Origin of the sequence: Streptomyces sp. CB02923 (genome assembly GCF_001905005.1) — a bacterium.
Classification (GTDB): Bacteria; Actinomycetota; Actinomycetes; order Streptomycetales; family Streptomycetaceae; genus Streptomyces.
Window position 1 is genome coordinate 831,291 of sequence record NZ_LWKZ01000012.1, and the last position, 25,680, is coordinate 856,970.

A 25,680-nucleotide genomic window follows, 5' to 3' on the forward strand; every position below is an offset into this window, starting at 1 on the left:
AATTTGAACGCTATCGCAGTGGAGCGAAGCGGAAAGGTGAGGGATTGCTGTGGCTGTACGGCGGTTGAATCACGCGGTGCTCTACGTACGGGACGTGACGCGTGCCGTGGCCTTCTACACGGAGGCGCTGGGGTTCCGGGTGGACACCGAGATCCCGGGGAGGGCCGCGTTCCTCAGTGCCGAGGGGACCGCCAACGATCACGATCTCGGGCTGTTCGCGGTCGGCGCCGCGGCGCCCGGCCCCGAGCACGGCCGGGTGGGGCTCTACCACCTGGCCTGGGAGGTCGGCACCCTCGGGGAGCTGGCGGACGTGGCGGCAGAGCTGGCGGGACGGGGCGCGCTGGTCGGCGCCACCGACCACCTGGTGTCCAAGTCGCTGTACGCCAAGGACCCGGACGGCAACGAGTTCGAGGTCATGTGGCGCGTGCCGCGCGAGGACTGGCCGGGTCCGGACGAACCGGACCGGCTCCGCCCGCTCGACCTGGAAGCCGAGCTGGCGCGCTGGGGGCGGGATCTGAAGACGGGCGCGGCGGCCGGCTCGGCGACCTGAGGCGATCTGAGGCGGCCTGAGGCGGTCTGAGACGACGGGGAGGTCGGGATACGGGTTCCGCCCCGGGCCCTGTCGTACCGCGCTACAGCTCTACGGCCCTACGGGGCACATGCCGGGTCAGGCGGCCTCCCGGGCCGCCGCGGCCCGCGCCGACCAGCGCTTCTCCACCCCGGCCAGCCGCCAGTACGCCAGAGCCGCGGCCCAGACCACCACGAACAGGCCGACGATGACGAAACCGACGTCGTCCAGGTCGATCGACGAGATCCAGCCGGTGAGACCGTCCTTCAGGTCCAGCTTCTCGTGCAGCACGGTGACCAGTTCGATGGTCCCGATGAAGAAGGCGACGGCGATCGACAGGCCGGTGATCGTGAGGTTGTAGTAGACCTTGCGCACCGGGTTCGAGAACGCCCATTGGTACGCGAAATTCATGAACGTACCGTCCAAGGTGTCGAACAGGCTCATCCCCGCCGCGAACAGCAGCGGCAGGACCAGGATCGCGTACCAGGGCAGACCGGCCGCCGCGCCGCTGCCCGCCATCACCATCAGCGTCACCTCGGTCGCCGTGTCGAAGCCGAGCCCGAAGAGCAGGCCGAGCGGGTACATCTGGCCGGGCCGGGTGATGGAGCGGGTGAAGCGGCCCAGTACGCGGTTCATGAAGCCGCGGGAGTCGAGGTGCTGCTCCAGCTCCGCTTCGTCGTACCGCCCCTGCCGCATCGCGCGGAACACCCGCCAGATGCCCGCCAGCGCGACGAGGTTGAGCGCCGCGATGAGGTAGAGGAAGCTGCCCGAGACCGTGGTGCCCACGGTGCCGAGTACCTGGTGGGCGCTCGATCCGTCGTCGAGCAGGGTGCCCGCCAGCTGCGCGCCGCCGGCGACCAGCGCCGCCATCGCGACGACCACGCTGGAGTGCCCGAGCGCGAACCAGAATCCCACGGAGACCGGGCGCTTGCCGTCGGCCATCAGTTTGCGGGTGGTGTTGTCGATGGCGGCGATGTGGTCGGCGTCGAAGGCGTGCCGCATGCCGAGGGTGTACGCGGTGACACCGAGGCCGACTCCGAAGACCTGCGAGCCCACCGTGTAGTGCTGCGGGACGACCAGCAGGAAGAGCACGCCGAAGGCGACGACGTGCAGAGCGGCTATGACCGCCATCAGCCCCGCGGTCCGCACGGTGTCCTGGCGCCGCCACCGGAATCCGGACGGAGGGGAGGCAGGAGACGGGGAAGGGGATGGGGATGGGGGCGGAGTTGGGGAAGGGGAAGGGGAATCGGCGGACAGGGGCATCCGGTGGTCACGCTCCAGCACCTCGTGGATCAGTTCGTGAGATGCCGTGGCCGGTCTCCTGGCTGACGGGTGTACGCGCCCGCCCCTGCCTTCCCGGCCGCGGGCTGCGGCCAGTGGCTCCGTACGGGCGGCAGGCGCGTACGGAACGGGGCGGGAACTTCCCGATCACAGTGGCGAGGGCCGCTCCGGCCTGGACCCGAAGGTCTTCACCGGTCTTCCCGACACCACGGCCCGGACACTCTAACGTCCGGTAGCGCCGTGATCGTCGGACCGATATGACGGGAACCCGGGGCGCCGTCCGCTCGACTACCTGGTCCTGGGCCCGCACGCGCGGGCCGCCGGGCAGTCGAGAGGCAGGGAGAGCGGACGTATGCGTCCACGCGTGGATCTGGTGAAGCCGGTGGCCGGGAATCGGCCGGTGAACGGGGGCCGGCCGGTGACGGCGGCGGTGGCGGCGGTGCTGGTGGTGGCGGCGCTGGCCACCGGCTGCGGCAGCGCCGACGGGCGTACGGCGGCGGACGCCGCGGACGGCCGGGCCGGTGCGGCGGGTGGTTTTCCCGTCACGGTCACCGATTGCGACGGGCGGCGGACGACGTTTTCCGCAGCGCCGCACAGAATCGTCACGAGCAATGCGGCGAGCCTGGAAATGCTGCTCCGGCTGGGAGCGGGCGACCGGGTCATCGGTACCGGATTCCCGCCGGGGAAGGGGACGTTGCCGCCCGCGCTCGACGTCCGGGCGCAGCAGATTCCGGTACTGGGAAAGACGGTGATTCCGAAGGAGAAGCTGCTCGGTTCCGGAGCCGACGTCTATATCGACACGTTCGCGTCGATGGGCAACATGGGCGGCGCGGCGGCCGGCCCGACCGAGGAGGAATTCACCGCGGCGGGAATCAAGCACGTCCAGCTGGCCTCGACTGCGTGCGCGCCGCGCAAGAAGGTGCCACAGCGGGACCTGTCCGCTGTGGAGGGCGACATCCGGCGGCTCGGGCAGGTCACGGGTACCTCGCAGCGTGCGGTGCAATTGGTGGCGGAGATGGAGAAGAAGGTCTCCTCGGTGCGCGAGGCCATCGCGGACGTACCCGCTGCGAAGCGGCCGTCGTACTTCTTCTTCGATTTCGACGCGGGCACGAAACAGCCCGTCGCCGTCTGCAACCGGCAGGTGGCGAACGCGGTGCTGACCGAGGCCGGGGCGCGGAACGTCTTCGCGGACTGTGCGAGCGCTTTCAAGGCGGTGTCGTGGGAGGACGTGGTCGGCAAGGACCCGGACTGGATTCAGCTCGGCGTACGGAACCGGGGGAGCGCCGCGGCCAATACGAAGGCGTTCGACGAGGCCGAGAAGTTCCTCAGGGAATTCCCGGCCACGGCGGGGCTGCGCGCGGTGCGGGAAAGCAAATTCCTGCGCATCGGTTCGGAGCGGACGACCATCGCCGGGGTGGGCAATGCCGATACGGTGCGGCGGATCGCGGAGACGCTCTACCCGGATCGTCTGGCCAAGGCCGGGTCTCCGGGCGAGGCTGGGCCTCCGGCCAAGGCCGGGTCTCCTGCTGGGGCCGAATCTCCTGCTGAGGCCGGGGCGGGCCGCTGATGGCCTCCGGTGCACTCCGTACCCGTACCGTCTGGCTCGTCCTCGGGCTGCTGGCAGCTCTCCTCGTCGCGCTGACCGCAGCCGTCGCGCTCGGTGCCACCGACATCACTCCCGCCGAAGTGTGGTCGGTGGTGCTGCGGCGGCTGGGCGGTGAGCCGCCCCGGCCGGGTACGGACGATCTCATCGTCTGGCAGCTACGGGTCCCCAGAGCGCTGCTCGCCGCGCTGGTCGGCGCGGGCCTCGGGCTCGTCGGTACGGCCACCCAGGCGCTGGTGCGCAACCCGTTGGCGGACCCGTACCTGCTGGGCATCTCCAACGGCGCGTCGTTGGGAGCGGTGGCCGCGATCGTGCTGGGGGCGGGCGCCATGGCGGGGACGGGCGGGGTGTTCGGCCTGGGCGGCGGCATGGGCCTGTCGATGGCTGCCTTCGCCGGGGCGCTCGCGTCGTTCGTGCTGGTGTGGACGCTGGCCCGCCGGGGCGGTGGCTTCGCGCCGCTGCGGCTGGTGCTGGCCGGGGTCGGCATCGGGCAGTTCCTGGCCGGGTTCACCAGCTATCTCGTCCTGCAGGCCGGGGACGAGCAGCAGACGCGCGGCGTGCTGTTCTGGCTGATGGGCAGCCTGGGCGGCGCCACCTGGGGCACGCTCGTCCTGCCGGCCCTCGTCGTGCCGGCCGGGCTGCTGGTCCTCCTGGCGCGGGCCCGCGCGCTGAACGCGCTGACGATCGGGGACGAGACGGCGGCGAGCGTCGGCGTGGACGTCGTCCGGCTGCGGCGGCTGCTGTTCGTGGTGACCAGCCTGCTGACCGGCGTCCTGGTGTCGGTGTCCGGGTCGGTCGCCTTCGTGGGGCTGATGGTGCCGCACCTGTGCAGGCTGCTCGTCGGTGGCGACCACCGCAGGCTGCTGCCGCTGGCCGCGGCGACCGGGGCGCTTCTGCTGGTCGTGGTGGACATCGTGTGCCGTACCGCCATGGACGGCCAGGAGTTGCCGGTGGGCGTGGTGACGGCGCTGATCGGCGCGCCGGTGCTGCTGTACGTCCTCGACCGGCGGTCGGGAGCGGGAGCGGGAGCGGGAACATGAGCACGAGCACGAGCACGAGCATGAGTGAGCTGCGGCAGGGCCGGGGGCAGGGACTGCGGATCGACATCGAGGATCTGCGGGTGTCCTACGCCGGACGGTGCGTGGTGGCCGGGGTGCGCATGATGGCCGCGCCGGGCGAGATCGCGGGGGTGGTCGGCCCGAACGGCAGCGGCAAGTCCACGGTGCTGCGTACGGTCTACCGGCACCTGCGCCCCGAAGCGGGCCGTGTGCTGCTGGCCGGGGAGGACATCCGGGCCATGCCGCCGACGCGCGCCGCCCGGCACATCGCCGCCCTGCCCCAGGAACGCGGCGGCGACTTCGAACTCACCGTCCACGAGGTGGTGGCGATGGGCCGCACCCCGTACAAACGGGCGTTCGCGGGCGACGACCGCGCCGACCGGGAGACGGTGGCCCGCGCCCTGGCCGACGTGGGGCTGGCGGAGCACGGCGGGCGGCGGTTCTCGGCACTCTCCGGCGGGGAACGGCAGCGGGCCCTGCTCGCCCGCGCCTTCGCCCAGGCCCCGGACGTCCTCGTACTGGACGAACCGACTAACCACCTGGACGTACGGCACCAGGTCGAGCTGCTGGCCCTGCTCCGCGGCCGGGCCTGTACGACGCTCGTCTCGCTGCACGACCTGAACGCGGCGGCTGCGGTCTGCGACCGGCTCCACGTGCTATCCGAGGGGGCGGTGGTGGCGTCCGGCGCGCCGCGCGACGTGCTGACGCCGGAGCTGCTGGCCGAGGTGTTCGGGGTGCGGGCGGCGGTGGTCGACCACCCGCTGACGGGGGACCCGCTGATCGCCGTCGATCAGCGCGGGACCGCCGGCCCCGCGGCCTGACTCCGTACCGATTCCGGGGGCAGGTTCCGTACTGGCTCCGGGTACAGGCCCCGCTGTACCGGCCCCGCGGTCTGTCCCCGTACCGGCCGCCCGGCCTCGGACAGGTAGTGGCTCGGGTGGCCGTCCCGATGGACGAGCCGCCCGTGCTCCGCCGCGTCCGCCGCGCGCATCAGCCGTACGCCGCCGTCCGCATCCCGCAGCACGCACGCGTGCCAAGGCGTCATCCACACGTCGGGCGCGTCGAGCAGCCGGATGCCGAACTTCGCCGCGCCGCGCGGCTGCGGGTGGATGGACAGCCGTACGGCGTCCGGATGGTGCCCGGCGATCAGCGCGCCCCAGGCGCGGCTGCGCTGGATGACCCCGTAAGCGCGGCCGCGGCACGTACGTTGCAGGGCGGAGCGGGTGCCCTCGAAGCCGGTGGCGTCCTCGAACAGGAAACGGGTGATGCCGCGATAGAGGCGCAACGTTTCGCCGCCCCGGGCGGCCGTACTCCGGGTCTCGGCGCGGAGGGAGTCCAGGGACGGGGCGTACCGGCGGTGTACCTGCGCGCGTTTGACGTCGCAGGGCAGGTCTCCGTAGACGTCCCGCAGGTCGAAGGTGCTGAGGTGGGACAGTCCGGCCGTACGGATCATGGCGCGCAGCGCGTCGTTGTACGCGTCGACGTGCGGGTCGGGGACGCCGATCAGATCGCTGAAAACGTGCCCGTCCGAGCAGATGACGAGCTGCACGCCCGGCGCGTACCGCTCGCTCATCCCGGCGCAGAGGTCGTCGAGGAAGCGCAGGGCCAGGCGTTCGCCTTCGTCGGGGAGACGGCCGAGGACCTTGGCGGGGTTGGGGGACTTGCAGGGGAAACCGGGGAGGGTGAAGCGGATGGGACGCCGGGCGGCCACCAGTTCCTCCAGCTGGCGTAGCTGGTACGGGAAGTGCGCGGGCGCGGGGGCGGGGGCGCCGGTGGGAACGGGGGCGGCCTCGCTTGGAGCCGGTGGCTCCAGGGTGCGGAGGTGGGGGAGGAGGGCGGTGAGGATGTCGGTTGCCGTACTGTTCACCGGGCCTCTCCGGTGGCACCGAAGGGGCAGCCGCGAGCGGCACCGGAACGTTCCTCCGTGAGGGGGCCGGACGTGACCGGAGGGGATTGGTACGTGACCGGGCCGTACGTGACCGGGGGAGAGCCGTACGTGACCGGGCCGTACGTGACCGGAAGCTCGCTGACGCCCCGTGCGAGCACCGCCGGAACCCAGTTCAGCGCGCTGTCCGGTACGGCCAGGCGGAGGTTCGGCAGTCGGCGGAGCAGCGTCTCCAGAGCGATGTGCAGTTCGGTACGGGCCAGCGTGGCACCCGGGCAGAAGTGGATGCCGTGGCCGAAGGCGAGGTGGGGGTTGGGGGACCGGTCGAGCATCAGGGTGTCGGGCGCGGGGAAGCGGGCCGGGTCGCGGTTGGCCGCGCACAGGGAGACGATCACGGAGTCGCCGGCCGGGATACGGGTGCCGGAGACGTCCGCGTCCTCGGCGAGGAAGCGCCAGGTCGTCAGCTCGAAGGCGCTGTCGTAGCGGAGGAGTTCGTCGACGGCGCGGGGGAGGAGTGCGGGGTTGTCGCGCAGCGCCGCGAGGGGGCGGGAGTGGGGGTGGGAGTGGTCGGAGTGACGGGGACGGTGCGGGGGGTGAGTGTGGTGAGTGTGGCGGAGCAGAGCGGTCAGTGCCGTGGTGATCTGGTTGGTGACGGGTTCCTGCCCGGCGACGAGCAGCTGGAAGATCATGGAGTCCAGTTCGGCGCCGTCCAGGGCGCCTTCGTCATGGGCGGTGACGAGACGGGAGAGCAGGTCGGCGCCGGGTTCCTGCCGTTTGTGGCGTACCAGCCCGGCTATGTAGCCCTGCAGGCCGCGCAGTCTCGCCTCGTACGCCGGTCGGCCGGGATCGTCGGGGCCGACGGGCTGGACGACCTTGCCCCAGTCCCGGTCGAAGCGGGCGGTGAACGCGTCCGGCAGGCCGATGACCTCGGCGAGTACGAGGAAGGGAAAGCGGGCGGCGAACGACGCGACGAGGTCGATGCTGCCGCCGTGCTCCGGGACCGCGGGCGGCAACTCGTCCAGCAGCGCGTCCGCCAGCTGCTCGAAGCGCGGGCGGAGTTCCGCGATCCGCTTGGGGGCGAAGGCGTCGGTGATCAGGCGGCGCATGCTCGTATGCCGGGGCGGGTCCTGGTGCAGCAGGTGGACCTGGAGCTGTGAGTGCTGCGGTTCGGGCATGATCGAGGCGCGGTCCCGCCAGGCGGCGTTGCCCCGGGAGTGGTGCTTGCCCAGCCGGGGGTCGTTCAGCGCCTGGTGGGCGGCCTCGTAGCCAGTGATGAGCCAGGCGCAGACCCCGCTCGGGAACCGGACTCGGTGGACCGGTCCGCGTTCGCGCAGCTCGGCGTAGAGGGGGTAGGGGTCACGCTTGTAGTCCGCTCCGTACAAGGGGAGCGGTTCGGGCAGGCGCAGAGGCGGGTGTGCAGGCGGGTGCGAAGTCAGGTGCGAAGGCAGGCGCGAGGGCGAGTGCATGGGCGGGTGGGCTCCTAGCGGGAGTCTGGTCAGAAGGCGAGTTCCGGGCGGGGGGGGCGGTGGTCCGGCCACAGCGACCGGACATAGCGACCAGTCACAGCGCCCGGTCGACGATGCGTGCGCACGCTTCACTCAGAGGTCGGGCGGAAAGAGCGGTGAGTTCCCGGCGTTGTGTACGGGAATTGCCGCGCGGTTCGGGGATTGCGGCGCGGGGCGTCGCCGGGCGTTGCGAATTGCGGTCGGAACCTTAGGTAGTCGGGCGGGTGGCCGGGCCGGTTCCGGTGTGTGGCCAGGACAAACCTCACGTGGGTGGGGAGGCGGTTCCGGAGGGGTCGGGGGCCGGTTGCCGTGCCACGATGGCCGCTTCGGGCGTTCGGCCTTTCCGGCTTTCCCGCCGGTTCGCCGCTTCGCTGCTTCGTCTCCTCACCTCCTCGTCTCCTCACCTCCCCGCCTCCTCGCATTCTCTTGTTTCTCGCCCTTCAGCCTTTTCGGCTTTCCGTCGTCTGTGTATCGGAGCGGCCATGCCTCTCGTGCGGCGTTATTCCTTCGTATTGCCCGCGAAACCGGTGATCGGGTTCGTGGCGCTGCTCGCCGTCCTGTTCGTGTGCGCGTACGCGGCGGGGTCGGCCGCCGGTCCGGTGGCGCCGGGCATCCGGCCGGGCGGCACGCTTCCCGGCGCCCCACAACAACCCGGGAGCAGCGGCTCCGTGGACGGCGTGGACGGTATGAACGGCATGGGTGGGATGGGATGAGCGAGCGTGTCACCGTTCTGACGGTGGGCGGGATGACCTGCGCCGCGTGCGTGAACCGGGTGGAGAAGAAGCTTGGCCGACTCGACGGGGTGACCGCCACGGTGAATCTGGCCACCGGCAAGGCCCGTGTCCACCACCCGGCCGCACTGGCCGTGAGCGAACTCGTGGCGACAGTCGAGGGCGCGGGATTCACGGCGCAGCTCCCGGAGAGCCAACTTCCCGACCCGGCAACGGCCTCAGCGAGGGGAGCCGAATCTGCGTCCCCCGCCGAGTCGGCTTCCCCCGCCGGGTCGGCTTCCCCCGTCGAGGAGACGTCGGACACCGAACGCCGTCGTCTCCTCGTCACCGCGCTGCTGTCCGTCCCCGTACTCGTCCTGTCGATGGTCCCCGCCTGGCAGTTCCGCAACTGGCAGTGGCTCTGCTTCGCGCTGACCGCACCCGTCGCCGTCTGGGGCGCGCTGCCGTTCCACCTCCGCACGGCACGCGGCCTGCGGCACGGCGCCGCGACGATGGACACGCTGGTGTCCCTCGGTGTGGCCGCCTCTTTCGCCTGGTCCACGTACGCGCTCTTCCTGAGCGGCGGCACCGCGCACATCTACCTGGAAGCGGCCGTCGGCGTACCGCTGTTCGTCCTTGCGGGGCGGCGGCTGGAGGCCGGGGCGCGCAGGGGTACGGGGTCCGCGCTGCGGGCGCTGGCCGAACTGGTCGGCAAGGACGTGTCCGTACGGGTACCGGCCGACGCCGCGGGCAGCGGTTCCGGCAGTGCCTCCGGCGGCCTCGCCGAGGGTGGCGCCGCCACCGTGGAGCGCCGTATCCCGGTGGACCGGCTCCAAGTCGGCGACCGGTTCCTCGTACGGCCAGGGGAGCGGGTGGCCACCGACGGCACGGTGGTGGACGGCAGCTCCGCCCTCGACCTCTCCCTCGTCACCGGCGAGAGCAGCCCGGTGGAGGTCGCGCCGGGCTCGGCGGTCGTCGGCGGCGCGGTGAACGCGGGCGGCCTCCTCGAAGTACGGGCGGACGCGGTCGGCGCGGACACCCGGCTGGCCCGGATCACCCGCCTCGTGGAGGAGGCGCAGACCGGCAAGACCCGGGTGCAGCGCCTGGCCGACGCGGTCGCGGGCGTCTTCGTCCCGGCCGTGCTGGCGGTGTCCGTCACCGTCCTCGGCTTCTGGCTGGGCGCGGGCGCCGACCCGCAGGCCGCGGTGACCGCCGCGGTGGCCGTCCTGGTCGTCGCCTGCCCCTGCGCCCTCGGACTGGCCACCCCCACCGCCCTGTTGGCCGCCACCGGCCGGGGCGCGCAGTTGGGCATCCTCGTCAGCGGGCCGCAGGCCCTGGAGCGGCTGCGGCGCATCGACACCCTGGTGCTGGACAAGACCGGCACACTGACCACCGGGCGGATGAGCGTGGTCGCCGTGACGGCTCGTACGCAGGCAGCGGAGGCAACGCAAGCAACGGGGGTAACGCAGGCAGCGGAGGTAACGGGGGAAGCCGAGGCAGCGGAGGCAACACCGGCATCAGGGACAACACAGGCAACGGGGACAGCGCATAACTCCGAAGCCGACGAAGCCATTCGCCTGGCCGCCGCCGTGGAGCACGGTTCCGAACACCCTCTGGCACGTGCCATCACGGCATACGGCGACCTGCGCCGCAAAGCCCTCGCCGACCACCGGCCGCCACCCACGGCACGCCACTTCGCCGCGACCGCGGGCCATGGTGTGACCGGCGAGGTGGGCGGCCGCTCGGTGGCCGTCGGGCGGCCCGGCGAGCCGGCGGAGCTGCCCGCCGGGCTCGCGGACGCGGTCCGTACCGCGGAGACCGCCGGACACACCGCCGTACTGGTGACCGTCGACGGCACCCCGCAAGCCGTCATCGCCGTCGGCGACACACTGCGGCCCGACTGCTACCGGGCCGTGGACCACCTGCGCCGGCTCGGCCTGCGCCCGGTGCTGGCCACCGGGGACCGGGAGGCGACCGCGCGGGCCGTCGCCGGGCACCTCGGCATCACCGAGATCCACGCCGGGGCCCTCCCGGAGGAGAAGGCCGCGCTGGTCACCACGTTGAAGGAGCACGGCGGCCGGGTCGCGGTGGTCGGGGACGGGATCAACGACGCCGCCGCCCTGGCACACGCCGACCTCGGCATCGCCATGGGCAGCGGGGCGGACGCCGCGATCGGCGCCGCCGACGTCACCGTGCTGCGCGAGGACCTTCAGGCCGTACCCGACGCCGTACGGCTGGCCCGGCGCACGCTGGGCACCATCCGCGCCAACCTCGTCTGGGCCTTCGGCTACAACCTCGTCACCGTGCCGCTCGCCGCCGTGGGGCGGCTGGACCCGATGATCGCGGCTGCCGCGATGTCCGCGAGTTCGCTGCTGGTGGTGGGCAACAGCCTGCGACTGCGGGCGTGGCGGCCGGGCGGCCGACAGCGGAGTGGCGGGGCGCGGGGTGGCGGGCAGCGGGGCGGCGGCGGACGTGCCGCGTACGCCGCCGCAGGCGGTACGCGCCCCCCGGCCGCCGACGGCTCCCGTACTCCCGCCGACGGCTCCCGTACTCCCTCGGCCGACTCCCGTACTCCCTCCGACGGCTTCCGCACTCCTTCCGTTGACTCCCGTACTCCCTCCGCGCTTTCCGGGGACACCCCATGACTCTCTTCACCACACGTGCCACGGACAGCACGCATACCCCGAGCGCCGCCCGCGCGGCCCTCCGCTCAGCCGCCGTACCGCTCCTCGCGGGCGTGCTGACGCTCGGCTGCCTCACCGCCTGGACCGCAACCGGCAACGCGGGCACTCCGCCCCGGCTGCGCGTGACCGACGGCCGTATCCTCACCGCCTCCAACACGGAAGTCACCGCCGCCTTCTTCACCATCAGCAACACCGGCACCACCCCTGACGAACTGACGGGCGTCACCGGGCCCGCCGGGCTCCGGGCCATGGTCGGCCGCGACGTCGAGGTCGCCGAAGGGGCGCACCGGATGGAAATGGCCGGCGCCGTCACCGTCCCGGCGCGCGGCGAACTGCGCATGGCGCCGACCGGTGTGGACGTCATGGTCAGCCCGCCGCCGCGTCTCGCACCGGGCGACCGGCTCACGTTCACGCTGCACTTCCGCGACAGCGGGCCCGTCACGGTGGAGGCCGTGGCCGTACGGCCGGGACAGCTGCGGCCCTGACCCGGTCGGACGCCGCGGGGGCGCCCGGAGCCCGGGGCCTGGGGCATATGCTCCAGGCCCCGAGCCCCAGGTCCCGGATTCTTCAACCGGCCGATTCAGGCAGCGGAACCCGCTGGCACAGGCACGCGGGCGCGCGCCGACGCAGGCAGGCGCCCGGCGTACGCCTCCCCTTCCTCCTCCGCCAGCAACGCCACGAGCGTCTCGCGGGCCCTCGCCACACGGGAACGCACCGTCCCCACCGGGCAGTCCGCGATCACCGCCGCCTCCGCGTACGGCAGGCCCAGCAACTGGGTCAGCACGAACGCCTCCCGGCGGGGCGCGGGCAGCGCCGACAGCAGTTCGGCGAGGGCGATGCCTTCATCGAAACCGGGCACGCCACGCGGCTGCGCCCGCTCCACCGCGGCCTGCCAGTCGTCGGTCCCGGCGAGCCGGGGCCTGCTGGCCATCGACCGGAGCCGGTCGGCGACCGTCCGGCGTGCGATGGTCAGCAGCCAGGTACGGGCCGACGACCGCCCCTCGAAACGGGGCAGGCTGCGCAGGGCCCGCAGATACGTGTCCTGCACCAGGTCGTCCGCGGCCTGGGCGTCGCCGCTGAGGTGCGTGACGTAGCGGCGTACGTCCAGCTGTGTCGCGCGGACGAACCGTTCCACGGCCGTCTCGTCTCCCGTACGGGCCGCCAGGGCCCAGGCCGTCACCGCGCCGTCATCGCGCACGCCGCACCTCCCTGTCGCTGGCCGCGGAGCCGAGGCTGCGCATGTCGGGGAGGATGGGGGCATGCAGTGCTCGCGCGTACGAACCGCCGTGTCCGCCCGCCTGGACGGTGAAGAGCTGCCGCCGGGTGTCACGGGCGGGCTGCTCGACGCCCACCTGGCGGGGTGTGCGGACTGCCGTCTCTGGTCGGAGCGGGCCGCCCGGCTGCAGCAGCTCACCTCGGCGGCCGCGCGACAAGCGGCCGATGCCACGGATGCGCCGGGCACTCTGACGCCGGGTGCTCTGGCGTCGGACGCCCTGAAGCCGCGTGCCCTGGCGTCGGGTGCCTTGGCGTCGGACGGGTTGCTCGACCGGCTGCGGCGGTCCGCCGCGCACGGCGACGGCGAGGACAGGAGTCATCATCAGAAGTCCTTCGGGAGATCCGGCCCGGCCGCGGACACAAGGGGCGACGGCGATCGGGACCGGTGACGATTACCAGGACCAGGACCTGGGACCACGAAGTACGCGGCGCGGTGCACGAGGCACGCGGCTTGGCGTAAGAGGTGGCAAGTCCTGGGTGTGACCGTGCTGTCAGCAGACAGCTGTCTCCCGGGGCGGGCCACGGAGCCAGATGACGTGGACGAGGACCAGCCGCCGCAGCGGCTGCCGGGGTTCGCGGCGTACCGGGCGGGCAGGCCGGGGCGGCACCGGCAGGATCGCGCGCAGGACGAGCACCAGCGGCACGAACAGCCGTACGGAGACGGTGCGTACGACGCGGAACGCCGCCCGCTCGCCGCCGCACAGCCACCAGGCACTCAGCAGCGCGACGAGCACGTGCGCAGCGACCATGCCGGTCATGCTGCCGCCCATGCCCGGCATGTCATGCAGGGAGTGCATGGACTGCATGGAGTGCATGTCGTGCATCCCATGAGCCCCCTGCATCCCCTGCATCCCCTGCATCTCGGCCATGGCCTCGCCGTACCGCCGTCCGACTCCCGCGTCGTGCAGCATCCGTACGGCCTCGTGCTGCGGGATCGGGCCGAGCGTGCCGCACATCAGCGAGGCCGCCCACCGCTGGGCCAGGGACGCCTGCTCGCCTCCGGTGCCGGCGGCGGACATCCCGGCCGCCACCGACTGGCCGAAGGAGAAGGCGGAGTGCAGTGCGGCTTGCGTCGCCAGCGTCAGCGAGGTCACGAACAGCGGCCCTCGTTCGCGTCCGGCGAGGCACCACGCCCCGCAGGCCGTTAGCGCCAGCGCGCCGAGCAACACCCACCAGGGCACGGGCGCGTCGGACATCAGGGCGTGGCCGAGGGCGGCGAGCAGCACACACACCGCCGCGAACGCCCCGGCCCGCAAGCCCCTGAGAACACGCCCCGCAATCATGACCCGCTCATCGTTGCACCCCGTCTCGGACGCCGGACGGCAGGGGCGGGGTGCAGAGCGCGCGCGGGGCCGCGGGGCGCGGGTTGTTGCGGGTGGTGGGTGGCGGGCAAGGGGGCGCGCAGGGCTCAGTACGGCAGCCCTGAGAGGAACCCGTGAAGGGCGTGGTCGAAGTGGCTGGTGTTCTCCAGGTTCACCATGTGGGCCGCGCCCGGAATCCGTACCCGCTGGGCGCCGGGCACGGCGAGGGTGATGGCGTGGGCGTTGGCGGAGATGTCGGAGCTGTCCAGATCACCGTCCAGGACCAGGGTCGGTACGCGGATCTCCGCCAGCCGCTCGTACGCGCCGACCTCGATCGGCATACCGGCGCCCGCACCATCCGCGTGCACGACCACGTTGGCGTCCGCCGACGCCCGCATCCGCTCGCGCAGGGCCGGGTCCACGGCGTCGGGGCCGCGGTGCGGACCGTCCACCCACATGCGCAGGAAATGCTCGATGTAGCGCTCCGTGCCGTCCTCCTCATCGGTGACGGCGGCCACCTGCTCCTTGATGTGCTCCAGGAGGAACGGGTCGGTGAAGGCCCGGCCGCTCACCCCGGGCGACGCCAGGGCCAGCGCGAAGACGCGGTCCGGGTGGGCGAGCGCCATGTCCAGGGCGATGCGTGCGCCGTGCGAGAGGCCGATGAGGATGGCGCTCGCTATGCCGAGGTGGTCCAGGAGGGTGCGCAGGTCCTCATGGTTGGCGTAGTCGCCGTCGACGGTGGAGGACAGGCCGTGGCCACGCGCGTCGTAGCGGACCGTGCGCAGACCGGACCGGACGAGCCAGGTGAACTGCTCGTCCCACATGCGCTGATCGAGCATCCCGCCGTGAAGCAGCACCACCGAAGGGTCGCCCTCGGCGCAGGTGCCCGCCGCCTCGTAGAACAGCTCACCGTTCTCGACCGGGACCGTGTCGTTCTCGACCTCGACCCCGGGCCAGACGCCGCTGTGCGCTTCTTGGATTTCTTCGGTCGTCATGCTCCGTGCCGTCCTGTGTGGGGTGCTGGTGTCGGGTGGGGTGCCTGGGGTGCCTGGGGTGCCTGGGGTGCCTGGGGTGCCTGGGCTGCCGGGGCCGCTGGGGTCGCCGGGATCGCCGGGGAGAGGGGCGGGTGTGCCGGATCGTCCCGGGCCGGTGCCCGGAACTCCTCGCCGAGGCGGTCCAGCACACGCAGCGCGGTGGCCACGTCGGCGGCCGGCACTCCGGCCAGCGCGCGTCGCAGTCCGGCCGCCTCGGACTGCCGGCGGGAGTTCATGACCTCGGAGCCGTCGGGCGTGAGGCGGATCAGGGGGGATCGCCGGTGGGCGGGGTTGGGGAGGGACTCCAGCAGGCCCAGTTCCGTCGCGTGGTTCACCCAGCGCTGCACCGGCTGCCGGTCCAGTTCCAGGGCGCGGGCCAGCTCCGGCACGGTTCGCGGGCCTTGCGCGCGCAGGGCGTCCAGCAGCGCGTACTGACCGGCCGTCAGGCCCGTACCCGCCAGTTCCCGTTCCACGGCGCGTACGACCGTCCGGTGCAGCGGCCAGAGGCGGCGGATCACCTCGTACGCGAGGTGCTCGGCGGAGTCCGCGCTGCCTTCGGTGACACTCATGGTGTCATGATGACATCGACGGTGTCACTGAACGTGCCACAACCGGGAAAACCGCGCGGGTTCCGCGGAATCCGCTGAATGTACGGATGAGAGCGCGCCGAAGTTCCCGGCATCCCCGCCACCTCGCCGCTCCGTCGCCCGCCCCCTGCCACCCGCTTCCTGCCGCCCGCCCCCGTCACCCCGCCACCCCGTCACCCCGTCAGGAAGGGTGGCGTGCGGGCACCGTCCCGTGCCACAGGCGGCGGGCGGACAGCCAGGCCGCGGCGAGCAGCAGCAGGTTGCGCACGTAGAGGTTGGCGATGGACAGCCAGGACGCGTCGTCCCGCAGCCCGCGGTACAGCAGCGGGAAGTCCAGCGTGGTGAAGAGGCAGGCCGCGAGGATCAGCAGGGCGACCGGGCGCTGGGTGGTGTCGCCCCGCAGCAGGCAGACCGCGGCCAGGCCGAGCAGCCAGACCATGTACTGCGGGCTGATCACCCGGCTGGTCACCACGAACAGCAGCGTGGCGGTCAGCGCGGCGTCCGGCAGGACCCGGGCGGCGGCGCGGTCCGAACGGTGCCGCCACCACAGCAGCCAGCCGAAGGCCAGCACGGTCGACGCCTGCATGGCGATGCTGACCCCGCTCACCCACGGTCCGACGAACTCGTGCGACCCGTCCTTCGCCGCCCACGTACCGCTCCAGCCGAGGTGCCGGGCCAGATGGAACGGCAGGGAGCCGACCGACTCGATCTGGATGCCGCGGGACTCCTGGGCGGAGAGGAACGCGAACGCGTGCGGCATGGCGAGGGCGAATCCGGCGGTCACGGCGGCGCCGGTGACGGCGGCGGCCGTCCAGGCCGTACGGGTGCGACGGCCCCGCGACGTACCGGCGAGCAGCAGCGCGGGCCAGACCTTGATGACGGCGGCGACCGCCGTCACGGCGCCGAAGACCCGGTCGGCCCGGACGCGCTGCGCGGACGCGGCCACCAGGGCGAGCATCGCCAGGGCGGTCACGTGCAGGTCGAACCGGTTCCACGGCATGGTGCTGAGTACGGCCAGACCCGCGGTCCACAGCCAGGGCGCGGCCAGGGAACGGCCGCGGCGCCGCGCCGCCCACAGGAGCAGCGCGAAGATCGCGGCATCGCACAGGGCGGCCAGCACGATGAAGGCGTGCCCGAAACCGAGGCCGGGAACGAGGCCGGGGGCCAGGATCGGCAGGGCCGCGCCGGGCGGGTACTGCCAGCTCACGTCGTGCAGCGGGAAGCTGCCGCCGCTCAGGACCGCGTACCAGCCGGTGTAGACCTTGCTCACGGACGGATCGAGGCCGCCGCCGCCCACGAACGGGCTGATCTTCAGCGCCGCCGGCACCAGCCAGAGCCGGGAGAGGAACCAGACGGCGAGCAGCGGCAGAAGCGCCGTGCGTTTTCGGGGGCGGGTGCGGGGGGCGGCATCGAGGTGAGGGGGGCCGGGGGCCCGGCTGGCGGTCCGGTCAGCAGCCTGGACGGCGGTCGGGGCGGCGGTCGGGGCGGCGGTCTGGTCGAGCACTGTGCCGGGGCTCCGTTCGTACGGGTGGGACGGCACCCCGGCACCTGCGAAGTTGAGCAGGCAGTGGACTGCACACGAGGCGTATACATCTGGTGTATACGTGCAGTGTAGAGTCCTCGTCATGTCCGCTGAAGCCGCCCCCGCCACACCGGTAACCGCCCTTCCCGCGCAACGCGGCGCCTCCACCACATCCGCGTCCACCGGCTCTGCACTCTCCGGCTCCGCGTCCACCGGCTCCGCCCCCGCGCTCGTGCGGCTCGCCGTGCCGGTGCTGCCCGCGCTGCTGGGGCTGGCGCTCGGCCTGTGGGGCATCCGGCGGGAGGACAGCTTGTGGCGGGACGAGGCCGTGACCTGGCAGGTCGGGCAGCGTTCGGTGGCGGAGATCTGGGACATGGTCGGCCAGGTGGACATCGTGCACGGCCTCTACTACGTGCTGATGCACGGCGTGTTCGAGCTCTTCGGCACCGGCCCGGCCGTGCTCCGGATGCCGTCCGTACTGGCCGTCGCCGCGGCCGCTGCCGCCACCGCCGCGGCCGGACGCCGCCTCGCCGGGCCGTGGGCCGGCCTCGCCGCCGGACTGGCGCTCGCACTGATACCCAACATCCAGCACTACGCCCAGGAGGGCCGGGCATACGCGCTGGTCACGGCCGGTACGGCGATGGCCACCCAGCTCCTGGTGAGCGCCTCGCACGCCTCATCCCGTACGTCGGCCACCGCGCGCCGCCGCCGGCTGCACTGGGCGGGGTACGTCGCGATCATGCTGATCACGGCCCTGCTGAACTGGTTCTCGCTGTTCGCCCTGCCCGCGCACGCCGTCACGGTGCTGATCGCCCGCCGCCGCGGTGAACGTTCCCTGCTGGCGCCCTGGTCGGTGTCCGCCGCTGTGGTGCTGGCGGGCGCGCTGCCCCTCATCCAGGCCAGCCGGGCCCAGTCGGACCAGGTGTCGTGGATCAAGCCCGTCGCCGTTTCCACGCTGCTGGGCATCGCCGTTCTGCTGCTCGTGGCGCTGGTGTGCGCTCGGGTTCCGTACCCCGGCCGTGGCCGCGCGCCCCTGTCACCGGCCTCCGTGGGACTGCCGCTGCTCGCCGTGCCGCAGTGCGGCCTGCTGCTGACCTCCGTCGTCGTGGAGCCCGTCTACCTCGACCGCTACGTCCTCTACACGAACATCGGCTTCGCCCTGCTCCTCGGCGTGGGCATCGCCGCGGCCGTCCAGGCCCTCCCGTTCCGTACGTGGGCGCTGCTCGCGGGCGTCACGGCGCTGGCCTTCGTGGCGCTGCTGCCCGTGGAGACCGGCCTGCGTGAGCCGAAGAGCCGGGCGGACGACGTGCTGCGGGCGGCCGACCGGGTCGCGGCTGCCGCGCACACGGGCGACGGCGTGGTGTTCATACCGGCGGCGCGCCGCGACACGGCGCTGGTGACGCCGTCGGCGTTCACCGGTCTGGACGATCTCGCGCTGGCTGAGGACCCGGCGGCCTCCGCCACCATCAAGGGCGTCGAAAGCAGCGCCGAGCACATACGCACCGCGATGCTGGCCAAGTCCCGCATCATCGTCGTCACCGACACCCGCCGCGCCGCGCCCCCGGCCCCGGTACGCGAGGCCGAGAAGCTCCGCGTCCTCGACCAGCACTTCCAGCGGACCGACCGGACGGACAGCGTCGGCCGCCGCATAGAGGTCTACGAGAAGACGCGGTGACGGAAACCGACCGCCGCGAGACCGATTCGGCCTACGCCTCCGCCTACGCCTGCATCTACGCCTACCCCTCCGGCCCTGGCCTCGGCTCCGGCCCTGGCCTCGGCTCCGGTCCCGGTCCTGGCCTCGGCTCCGGCCCTGGCCTCGGCTCCTGCCCCGGCTCCGGCCTCGGCTCGGGCTCAGACCCCGGCTTCTGCCCTGGCTCCGCCCCCGCCCCCGCCTCCGCCTCCGGCCCGAATCCGACGACCAGATCGGCGCGCTCCCGCCCGGCCGCCACCAGGCGCGCGTTGGCCTCGTCCGAGGCGTGTACGAACCGCTCGGCGAGTGCGCGCGGTTTCCCGAAGCGCTCGTGCCGGTCGATCAGGCGCCGCACCCGTTCCGCGTCGTCCAGATCCACGTACCAGACCTCGTCGAGGCAGTCCCTGGCCCGCGCCCACGACGGCTCGTCGAGCAGCAGGTAATTGCCCTCGGTCACGACGAGCGGCACGCCCGGCGCCACGGGAATGCTGCCGGCCACCGGCTCCTCGATGCGGCGGTCGAAGGCCGGGGCGTAGACGACGGTGTCCGGCGCGGGGGTACGCAGCCGCGCGAGCAGGGCTGCGTACCCGGCGGCGTCGAAGGTGTCAGGGGCGCCTTTGCGGTCCGTGCGCCCCAGGCGGCGCAACTCCGCCTCGGCGAGGTGGAAACCGTCCATGGGGACGAGCGCCGCCGAACCGGCCAGCTCGGACACCAGGCGGGCGGCCAGGGTGGACTTGCCCGCGCCGGGCGGCCCCGCGATGCCGAGGATCCGGCGGCGGTCCGGGGTGGCGGAGGCGGCAAGGCGCCGGGCACGTGCGGTGAGTTGCTGCGGTTCCATGATCGCGGTCCCTGATCCTCCTTCGGTGCTTCGGTGCTTCGGTGCTTCGGTGCTTCGGTGCTTCGGTGCTTCGGTGCTTCGGTGCTTCGGTGCTCGGTGCCCGGCCCCGGGCACGGAAGTTCACGTGCTCACGTGCTCATGTGCGCACGCTTTCCCATGCTCACGCCCCCACCATCCCCACCACCCCCAGCCGCCACAGCGACGTCACCTCGGCGGCGCGGGCCGCATGCAGGGGGTCGGCTGCGTCGCGGGCGCGGGGGTGCCGCGGCTGGATGTCCAGGCGGTCCAGCACCGTCAGCCCCGCCGCGTCGAACGCGGCGGTCAGCTCGGCGCGGGAGCGCAGCCCCAGGTGTTCGGCGAGGTCGGAGAGGATCAGCCAGCCTTCGCCGCCCGGTTCGAGGTGCGCGGCCAGGCCGTTCAGGAAGCCGAGGAGCATGCGGCTGCCCGGGTCGTAGACCGCGTACTCGACGGGGGAGGTGGGCTTCGCCGGGACCCACGGCGGGTTGCAGACGATCAGCGACGCGCGTCCGGCCGGGAACAGATCGGCCTCCACGACCTCCACACGGTCGGCCACCCCCAGCCGTTCGGTGTTCTCCCGCGCGCAGGCCAGCGCCCGCGGGTCCTGGTCGGTGGCCACGACCCGGTCCATGCCGCGCCGGGCCAGCACCGAGGCCAGGACTCCGGTGCCGGTACCGATGTCGAACGCCGGACCCGCGACGGACGGGAGCGGTGCGCGGGCCACCAGGTCGACGTACTCGCCGCGCACCGGCGAGAAGACGCCGTAGTACGGGTGGACGCGGTCGCCGCCGAGCGCCGGAATGCCCACACCGTTTCTGCGCCATTCGTACGCGCCGATCACACCGAGCAGTTCGCGCAGCGAAACGATCAGCGGCAGGGCGGAATCCGCGTCATCGCGCCCGCCCCTCGCACCGTCCGGGCCGTCCGCGCCATCCGGACCATCCGCGCCATCCGTGCAATTCGCATCGTTCTGGCCGCGCGGGCCGTCCGGGCCATCCGGGCCGCCCGCGTCATCCGGGCCGTACGCCTGGACGCACGCCTCCCGGACGTCGGGCGCGCGGCGCAGGGCGAGGCCGTACCCGGGGTCCAGGGGCACCAGCAGCATGCCCAGGATGCGGGAGCGCTGACTCTGCGCGGCCCGGTGCTGGTGGAAGGCCTGGGCGGGGTCGGCCGGCGGCCGCTTGCGCGGGCGGCGGTCGATACGGCGGGCGAGCGCCGTCAGCAGCTGACGGGCGTTGTGGAAGTCGCCGCGCCACAGCAGCGCGGTGCCCTCGCAGGCGAGCTTGTAGGCGTCGTCCGCTTTCGTACGGTCGTCCGCGACGACCACCCGGCGGGGCGCCGGCGTGCCGCTCTCGGAACGCCAGCGCGCGGAGCGGTTCGCACCGGCCTCGGTCCACGTGACGGCCTGCGGGGCCTGAAGTGTGTTCATTGCGTCCCAGGTAAGGGGCTGAGAAGTGACGTTCGACTCTACTCCGTGCCGGGGAGGGACCTTTGTCCCCTGTCGCCGTGGCCGCACGGGGTAGGAGTATGGAAATAGTTGGGCATAGCACACGCTGTTGGTCGTATGGAGGCGTATATGGACACCCTGCCGGTCATTGTCGCGGTGGACGGATCTCCCGACAGCGAACGCGCGCTGCGCTGGGCGATCGAGGCGGCCCGGCTGCGCTCCGCGCCGCTCCAGGTCGTACACGTCTGGCCGTACGTCACCTCGGAGGGCCGTGCGGCGGCGGAATCCGGCATCGGCGACCCGGTCCTGGACGAACTGCGCAAGACGCTGGACGGGCAGGCCGACACGGCCGGTCTGCCGGGCATCGAATTCCGCAGTCTCAGCGGGCTCACCGACACCCTGCTGCCCGCCCTCGGTGCCGAGGCGCAGCTGCTCGTGCTCGGCTCGCGCGGGCGCGGCGGCTTCGCCAGCCTGCTGCTCGGCTCGAACGGCATGGCGTGCGCGGCGCATTCGGAAGGGCCCGTGGTGGTCGTACCGCGCCCGGACCGCTCCGGCGCCGAACTCGGCCCGGACGGCGAGGTGGTCCGCCCCAGCCCGCCGCAGGTCACGCTGGGCGTCGACGCCTCCTCGGACGAGCCGGGCGCGATCGGCTTCGCCTTCGCCGAGGCGAGCCGCCGGGATGCGCGGCTCAAGGTCGTCTCCGGCTATGCCTGGCCGATGCTGACCCCGCCGGCCTTCGAATACGTGGCGGCCTATGAAGGCACCCAGCAGGAGTACGAGAACGCGCTGGCCGAGCAGGTGACGCAGACGCTCGCGCCGCACCGGGAGCGGCACCCCGAAGTGCCGGTGACGGTCGAGCTGCGGGGCGCGGACGCGGCCGGGCAGCTCGTCGAGGCGTCCAAGGCCAGCGACCTGGTCGTGGTCGCCCGGCACCGCAGGCGCCTGCCCGTCGGCCGCCGGCTCGGCTCGGTCGCCCATGCCGTACTGCTGCACGCGGTGTGCCCGGTAGCGGTCGTCCCGGAGGAGCCGGAGCGGAGCACGGAAGGGGAGCAGGGGGAGTAGCAGGAGGAAGAGGAACGGGAGGAAGAGGAGCGGAAGGAAGGGAGACAGAGCCGGCAGGGGAGACGGAGCCGGCAGATCCATCAGAGCCATCAGAGCCATCAGGATCAGCCCCCATTGCCTCCCGGCCCCCCTCCTCACTCGATGCCGAACGCCTCCGCATAGCGCACGGTGCCGCGCGGGGGCGCGCCGCCGTCCAGGGACAGTGCCAGGAACGCCTCGTCCGGCCACTCCTGGGGCGGCAGGATGCCGAAGCGGGAGGCGGGCTCGAAGCCGAACCTGGGGTAGTACGGCGGGTGCCCCAGCACGACGGCCGTCCGCTCGCCGGCCGCCCGGGCCGCGTCCAGCAGGGCGCGGATGACGGCGCTGCCGGCGCCCTGCTTGTGGTACTCGGGCAGCACGGCGCAGGGCGCGAGAGCGACGGCCGGTTCGCCGGATATGTGACAGCGGGTGAGCAGTGCGTGCGCGACGACGGGTGTGGCGACGGGCGCGTCGACGGGTGTGGCCTCGGGCGCGGGCGCCGCTGCGCGGCCGGACGGCCCGGCGGCGGACTCGGTCACGTACGACCCGGCGGCGGGCCCGGCCACGTACGAAAGGCCCGGCAGCCAGGCCGCCGGGTCACGCCGCAGCGCGTCCACGAGGTCCGCCTCGCCGGCGGTCTCGAAGGCGGCGAGGTTGACCCGGCGGACGGCCGGGATGTCCTCAGGAGTCTCGGGGCGGCACTGCCAGTTGTTCATACCCACATGGTCGCACCGGGGTCTGACAATCCGGCCCCGGACCCGTCCCCCGCAGGGCGGAATCCGGTCGGCCGGTACGTGGCCGGTAGCCGGTGATCAGGACCGTTGCATTGCGGTAACGGCCCGTAGCCGGACAGCCGGACAGCCGGACAGCCGGACAGCCGGACAGCCGGACAGCCGGACAGCCGGACAGCCGGACAGCCGGTCAGTCCGTGCCCGCCGCCGGGAACGCCGCCGCCCGGCGCTCCGGCCTGCGCATCAGGAAGACAGCCGCCGACCCCGCCGCGAACAGCGCGAACACCGACACGGCAGCGCTGATCCACGACGCGCCCAGCCACTGGCCGCCCACGTAACCCAGGCTCACCCCGTACACGGCCCAGGCCAGCCCGGCCAGCGCGGACCACGGCAGGAACTCCCGGATCGTACGGTGCGCGACCCCCGCGCCCAGGCTGACCACCGAGCGTCCGGCGGGCGCGAAGCGGGCCAGGACGACGATGCCGCCGCCGCCCCGGATCAGTGCCGCGCCGAGTCGTTCCTGCGCTGCGGTCAGGCGGCGGGAGCGGGCGATGGCGCGGTCGAACCGGTCGCCGCCGCGCCAGGCGAGCCGGTAGGCGACCATGTCACCGAGTACGGAGGCGGTCGCGGCGCACAGCACCAGGGCGAGCATCTCGGCCAGGTCGGCGTCACCGCGAACGGAACTGGAGACGCCCACCGCGCCGGCCGCGGTGCGGGTGCCCGCGGCCGTGGTGGCCGCGGTGATCACCAGAACGCCGCTGGGCAGGATCGGCACGAAGACGTCGAGGAGTACGGAGAGACCGACGATCGCGTAGACCCAAGGGGTGCCGCTCAACGGCCCCAGGCTTTCCAACAACGTCCTTCTCCCGGTCCGAACCCCTGCCGCGACGTCGCATCGGCGGCTGGGGCGGCTATACCGCCATACAGCGTACGCCTGGCGTGGCCACGGTGACGTTCCGGGGCGGACGGTGTTGTTGGCTTCACACCCCTGAGGAACCACCCCGGGCGACACGGTCACCCGTCTGCTCCGGCCGTGGCGCAAAAGAGCGCAGCTTTGGGAATGGTATGTGCCGATATAAGTGCCTTGTGAAGCGCGCAAACAGGGTGCTCCGGAGCGGAACGGCACACGAATGGAGACACGGATGCAGAGGTTGAGGGAGCCATCGACGACGCCGGGAAGCGCGGCGGAACCGCCCGCGGACGAGAAGCGGGCCACGGCCGGGGCGCAGGCCGGGGAGCGGGCCGGGAGCGGCGGGCCGCGGACGAGGGCGGCAGCCAGGGCGGCAGGCGCCTCCGTGGCGGTCCTCGCCACGGCGGGCGGACTCCTGCTCGCACCGGCGGCCGCGGCCGCGGACGGCGACAAGGTCACGAAGAACACCGTGAACCAGGACTACTCCGTCACGATCGCGGCGCAGTTCACGAAGCCGAACGGCGCGATGCTGAGCCGGGCGCTGACCTATGACCCCAGGCTGGTGCCGGTGAACTCCCGCGTCACGGTCAGCGAGCGCGCCGACGGCAAGCGGACCCGGGTCGGCCTGCGGGTGGCCGACCTGGTGGCGAACCGCACCTACGGAGCACACGTCCACACGGGTACGTGCGGTGTCCGCCCTGATTCCTCGGGGCCGCACTACCAGCACCGCAAGGACCCGCGCACGCCGTCCGTGAACCCGGCCTACGCCAACCCGAGGAACGAGGTCTGGCTGGACTTCACGACCAACGAGCGCGGTGAGGGGGTCGCCGAGTCCCGGCACGCCTGGCGCTTCCGGTCGGGCGAGGCGCGGTCCGTGGTGATCCACGAGCGGCGGACCGCGACCGGAGCCGGGGTGGCGGGGACCGCCGGCCGGGTGGTGGCGTGCTACTCCGTGCCGTTCAACCAGTCGAAGGAGGCCGCGAAGGCCGTCTCGGGCATCCTGTCGAAGATCTTCTGACGACGCCCCGCCCGGCCCGACCCGACCCGACCCGGCCTGGTCCCGACCCGGCCCGGCCCGATCCCGGCCCGTACGAACGAGCGGCGGCCCCCGGTGCACACCGGGGGCCGCCGCTCATCGCCGGGTGGCAGCCGGGAAGGCCGCCGGGCTCGCGTCAGGCCGCGCTCGGCTCGCGCTGGGCGCCCGCCGTGGCCTCGGCCGGCTGCTGTGCGCCGAAGAACAGGCGATCCAGCGACCAGGTGCCGGGGCCGGTGAAGACGAGCAGCAGGAACGCCCAGCAGAACAGCACGGACAGCTCGCCGCCGTTCTGGAGCGGCCACAGGGACTGGCCCGCGTGCACGGAGAAGTACGCGTACGCCATGGAGCCGGAGCTGATCAGCGCCGCGCCGCGGGTGCCGAGGCCCAGCATCACCAGGACGCCGCCGACGAGCTGGATGACGGCCGCGTACCAGCCGGGCCAGGTGCCCGCGGGCACGGTCAGACCCTTGCCCATCGCGCCGCCGAGGATGCCGAACAGCGAGGACGCGCCATGGCAGGCGAAGAGCAGTCCGGTGACGATGCGGAAGAGCGAGAGCACGTGCGGCTTGATTCGTTCGGTGAACTCGGTCACCGGAGAGTGAGCGGACATGAAGTGACTCCTGCGGTTTCGGGGACGGGAACCGACAAGGGGAAAGGTTAGGGAGGCCTAAACGGTACTTGCAAGTTCAACATCTGGCCACTTCCGGCCGTTGGCCGAAAATGGTCATGGCGTGAAGTGTCGCCTGCGTGCCGGGCACTTGTGCTTGTAAGGGCCACCGAATCCGGTCCTGGGCGGCACCGAAGGCTCCGGAGTGCCCTGAAGCCTCGGGGGTCACGAGGGCCACGAAGGCCATGGTGGCCCCGAAGGTCACGGGGGTCCCTGAAGCCTCAGAAGCCCCAGAAGTCTCTGGGCCCCT

General features: G+C 72.8%; 23 protein-coding genes, 1 pseudogene and 1 riboswitch. Of the genes and pseudogenes, 11 read left to right on the top strand and 13 right to left on the bottom strand.

Features of this window, described 5'->3' with window-relative positions; translation table 11 throughout:
• Nucleotides 1-49: 49 nt before the first annotated feature.
• Nucleotides 50-550, top strand: coding sequence for a VOC family protein (locus A6A06_RS15290; protein WP_073761732.1), 501 nt, complete (start codon nucleotides 50-52; stop codon nucleotides 548-550).
• 117 nt (nucleotides 551-667) lie between these two features.
• Here A6A06_RS15290 and A6A06_RS15295 read toward each other — a convergent pair whose 3' ends face one another.
• Nucleotides 668-1,864 carry a HoxN/HupN/NixA family nickel/cobalt transporter gene (locus tag A6A06_RS15295; RefSeq protein WP_073762175.1) on the bottom strand — a complete coding sequence of 399 codons (1,197 nt, stop codon included), beginning with the start codon at nucleotides 1,862-1,864 and terminating at the stop codon, nucleotides 668-670.
• Nucleotides 1,863-2,075: riboswitch (cobalamin riboswitch) on the bottom strand. It overlaps the preceding gene by 2 nt.
• 192 nt (nucleotides 2,076-2,267) lie before the next feature.
• Between A6A06_RS15295 and A6A06_RS15300 the strand changes: the two genes are divergently transcribed.
• From A6A06_RS15300 to A6A06_RS15310, 3 genes are read left to right on the top strand one after another with little or no spacing between them, the layout of a single operon-like run.
• Nucleotides 2,268-3,416: an ABC transporter substrate-binding protein gene (locus tag A6A06_RS15300; protein WP_242440781.1), complete on the top strand. Its 1,149-nt coding sequence runs from the start codon at nucleotides 2,268-2,270 to the stop codon at nucleotides 3,414-3,416.
• The gene (locus A6A06_RS15305) at nucleotides 3,416-4,492 is read left to right on the top strand and encodes a FecCD family ABC transporter permease (RefSeq protein WP_073761733.1); all 1,077 of its coding nucleotides are present in this window, start codon (nucleotides 3,416-3,418) and stop codon (nucleotides 4,490-4,492) included. Before A6A06_RS15300 ends, A6A06_RS15305 begins: the two co-directional genes overlap by 1 nt.
• 53 nt (nucleotides 4,493-4,545) lie before the next feature.
• Nucleotides 4,546-5,331, top strand: coding sequence for an ABC transporter ATP-binding protein (locus A6A06_RS15310; RefSeq protein WP_073762176.1), 786 nt, complete (start codon nucleotides 4,546-4,548; stop codon nucleotides 5,329-5,331).
• On the opposite strand, the gene A6A06_RS15315 is transcribed toward A6A06_RS15310, so the two are convergent.
• Both A6A06_RS15315 and A6A06_RS15320 read right to left on the bottom strand, forming a co-directional pair.
• Nucleotides 5,301-6,377, bottom strand: a complete 1,077-nt coding sequence (locus A6A06_RS15315; protein WP_242440743.1) for an L-tyrosine/L-tryptophan isonitrile synthase family protein — start codon at nucleotides 6,375-6,377, stop codon at nucleotides 5,301-5,303. The genes A6A06_RS15310 and A6A06_RS15315 overlap by 31 nt on opposite strands.
• Nucleotides 6,374-7,861, bottom strand: a complete 1,488-nt coding sequence (locus A6A06_RS15320; protein WP_079194026.1) for a cytochrome P450 family protein — start codon at nucleotides 7,859-7,861, stop codon at nucleotides 6,374-6,376. Before A6A06_RS15320 ends, A6A06_RS15315 begins: the two co-directional genes overlap by 4 nt.
• A 521-nt stretch (nucleotides 7,862-8,382) precedes the next feature.
• Between A6A06_RS15320 and A6A06_RS15325 the strand changes: the two genes are divergently transcribed.
• Genes A6A06_RS15325 through A6A06_RS15335 form a run of 3 tightly spaced genes read left to right on the top strand, consistent with a single transcriptional unit; the run spans nucleotide 8,383 to nucleotide 11,779 of the window.
• Nucleotides 8,383-8,613, top strand: a complete 231-nt coding sequence (locus tag A6A06_RS15325) for a hypothetical protein (protein ID WP_073761734.1) — start codon at nucleotides 8,383-8,385, stop codon at nucleotides 8,611-8,613.
• Nucleotides 8,610-11,255, top strand: coding sequence for a heavy metal translocating P-type ATPase (locus A6A06_RS15330; protein WP_079194027.1), 2,646 nt, complete (start codon nucleotides 8,610-8,612; stop codon nucleotides 11,253-11,255). The genes A6A06_RS15325 and A6A06_RS15330 overlap by 4 nt, the downstream gene beginning before the upstream one ends.
• Entirely contained in the window at nucleotides 11,252-11,779 is a 528-nt protein-coding gene (locus A6A06_RS15335) for a copper chaperone PCu(A)C (protein ID WP_073761735.1), read from the top strand. The genes A6A06_RS15330 and A6A06_RS15335 overlap by 4 nt, the downstream gene beginning before the upstream one ends.
• Nucleotides 11,780-11,874: 95 nt before the next feature.
• Here A6A06_RS15335 and A6A06_RS15340 read toward each other — a convergent pair whose 3' ends face one another.
• A complete protein-coding gene (locus tag A6A06_RS15340; RefSeq protein ID WP_073761736.1) occupies nucleotides 11,875-12,492 on the bottom strand; it encodes a sigma-70 family RNA polymerase sigma factor in 618 nt (205 codons plus the stop codon).
• A 61-nt stretch (nucleotides 12,493-12,553) separates the two neighbouring features.
• Here A6A06_RS15340 and A6A06_RS42780 point away from each other — a divergent pair, with 61 nt between their 5' ends.
• Nucleotides 12,554-12,958: a zf-HC2 domain-containing protein gene (locus A6A06_RS42780; RefSeq protein ID WP_242440744.1), complete on the top strand. Its 405-nt coding sequence runs from the start codon at nucleotides 12,554-12,556 to the stop codon at nucleotides 12,956-12,958.
• Nucleotides 12,959-13,060: 102 nt separating this feature from the next.
• Here the strand turns inward: A6A06_RS42780 and A6A06_RS15350 are convergent, their stop codons facing one another.
• The 4 genes from A6A06_RS15350 to A6A06_RS15365 all read right to left on the bottom strand — a co-directional run bounded on the left by A6A06_RS15350 (nucleotide 13,061) and on the right by A6A06_RS15365 (nucleotide 16,995).
• On the bottom strand, nucleotides 13,061-13,852 hold the full coding sequence (locus A6A06_RS15350; protein ID WP_073761737.1) for a hypothetical protein: 792 nt from the start codon (nucleotides 13,850-13,852) through the stop codon (nucleotides 13,061-13,063).
• A gap of 125 nt (nucleotides 13,853-13,977) precedes the next feature.
• The gene (locus A6A06_RS15355) at nucleotides 13,978-14,865 is read right to left on the bottom strand and encodes an alpha/beta fold hydrolase (protein ID WP_073761738.1); all 888 of its coding nucleotides are present in this window, start codon (nucleotides 14,863-14,865) and stop codon (nucleotides 13,978-13,980) included.
• A complete protein-coding gene (locus A6A06_RS15360; protein ID WP_073761739.1) occupies nucleotides 14,862-15,473 on the bottom strand; it encodes a MarR family winged helix-turn-helix transcriptional regulator in 612 nt (203 codons plus the stop codon). Before A6A06_RS15360 ends, A6A06_RS15355 begins: the two co-directional genes overlap by 4 nt.
• Nucleotides 15,474-15,672: 199 nt before the next feature.
• Nucleotides 15,673-16,995, bottom strand: a complete 1,323-nt coding sequence (locus tag A6A06_RS15365) for a glycosyltransferase 87 family protein (protein ID WP_199930886.1) — start codon at nucleotides 16,993-16,995, stop codon at nucleotides 15,673-15,675.
• Nucleotides 16,996-17,116: 121 nt separating this feature from the next.
• On the opposite strand from A6A06_RS15365, the gene A6A06_RS15370 reads away from it, so the two are divergent.
• Nucleotides 17,117-18,688 (top strand): glycosyltransferase family 39 protein, encoded by a 1,572-nt coding sequence (locus A6A06_RS15370; RefSeq protein ID WP_079194028.1) that lies wholly within the window; start codon nucleotides 17,117-17,119, stop codon nucleotides 18,686-18,688.
• 232 nt (nucleotides 18,689-18,920) lie between these two features.
• Here A6A06_RS15370 and A6A06_RS15375 read toward each other — a convergent pair.
• A pseudogene (locus tag A6A06_RS15375) lies at nucleotides 18,921-19,541 on the bottom strand (nucleoside/nucleotide kinase family protein); the annotation flags it as partial.
• A gap of 160 nt (nucleotides 19,542-19,701) precedes the next feature.
• Entirely contained in the window at nucleotides 19,702-20,988 is a 1,287-nt protein-coding gene (locus A6A06_RS15385; protein WP_073761740.1) for a methyltransferase, read from the bottom strand.
• 147 nt (nucleotides 20,989-21,135) lie between these two features.
• Here A6A06_RS15385 and A6A06_RS15390 point away from each other — a divergent pair, with 147 nt between their 5' ends.
• Entirely contained in the window at nucleotides 21,136-22,068 is a 933-nt protein-coding gene (locus A6A06_RS15390; protein WP_073761741.1) for a universal stress protein, read from the top strand.
• A gap of 134 nt (nucleotides 22,069-22,202) precedes the next feature.
• On the opposite strand, the gene A6A06_RS15395 is transcribed toward A6A06_RS15390, so the two are convergent.
• Together A6A06_RS15395 and A6A06_RS15400 are read right to left on the bottom strand one after the other, a co-directional pair.
• Complete coding sequence (locus A6A06_RS15395; RefSeq protein WP_073761742.1) at nucleotides 22,203-22,802, bottom strand: GNAT family N-acetyltransferase; 600 nt, start codon at nucleotides 22,800-22,802, stop codon at nucleotides 22,203-22,205.
• A gap of 205 nt (nucleotides 22,803-23,007) precedes the next feature.
• Nucleotides 23,008-23,673 (bottom strand): DedA family protein, encoded by a 666-nt coding sequence (locus A6A06_RS15400; RefSeq protein WP_073761743.1) that lies wholly within the window; start codon nucleotides 23,671-23,673, stop codon nucleotides 23,008-23,010.
• A 286-nt stretch (nucleotides 23,674-23,959) separates the two neighbouring features.
• Here A6A06_RS15400 and A6A06_RS15405 point away from each other — a divergent pair, with 286 nt between their 5' ends.
• Nucleotides 23,960-24,745, top strand: coding sequence for a superoxide dismutase family protein (locus A6A06_RS15405; RefSeq protein ID WP_242440747.1), 786 nt, complete (start codon nucleotides 23,960-23,962; stop codon nucleotides 24,743-24,745).
• 154 nt (nucleotides 24,746-24,899) lie between these two features.
• Here A6A06_RS15405 and A6A06_RS15410 read toward each other — a convergent pair whose 3' ends face one another.
• Nucleotides 24,900-25,373 (bottom strand): DoxX family protein, encoded by a 474-nt coding sequence (locus tag A6A06_RS15410; RefSeq protein WP_073761744.1) that lies wholly within the window; start codon nucleotides 25,371-25,373, stop codon nucleotides 24,900-24,902.
• Nucleotides 25,374-25,680 lie beyond the last annotated feature (307 nt).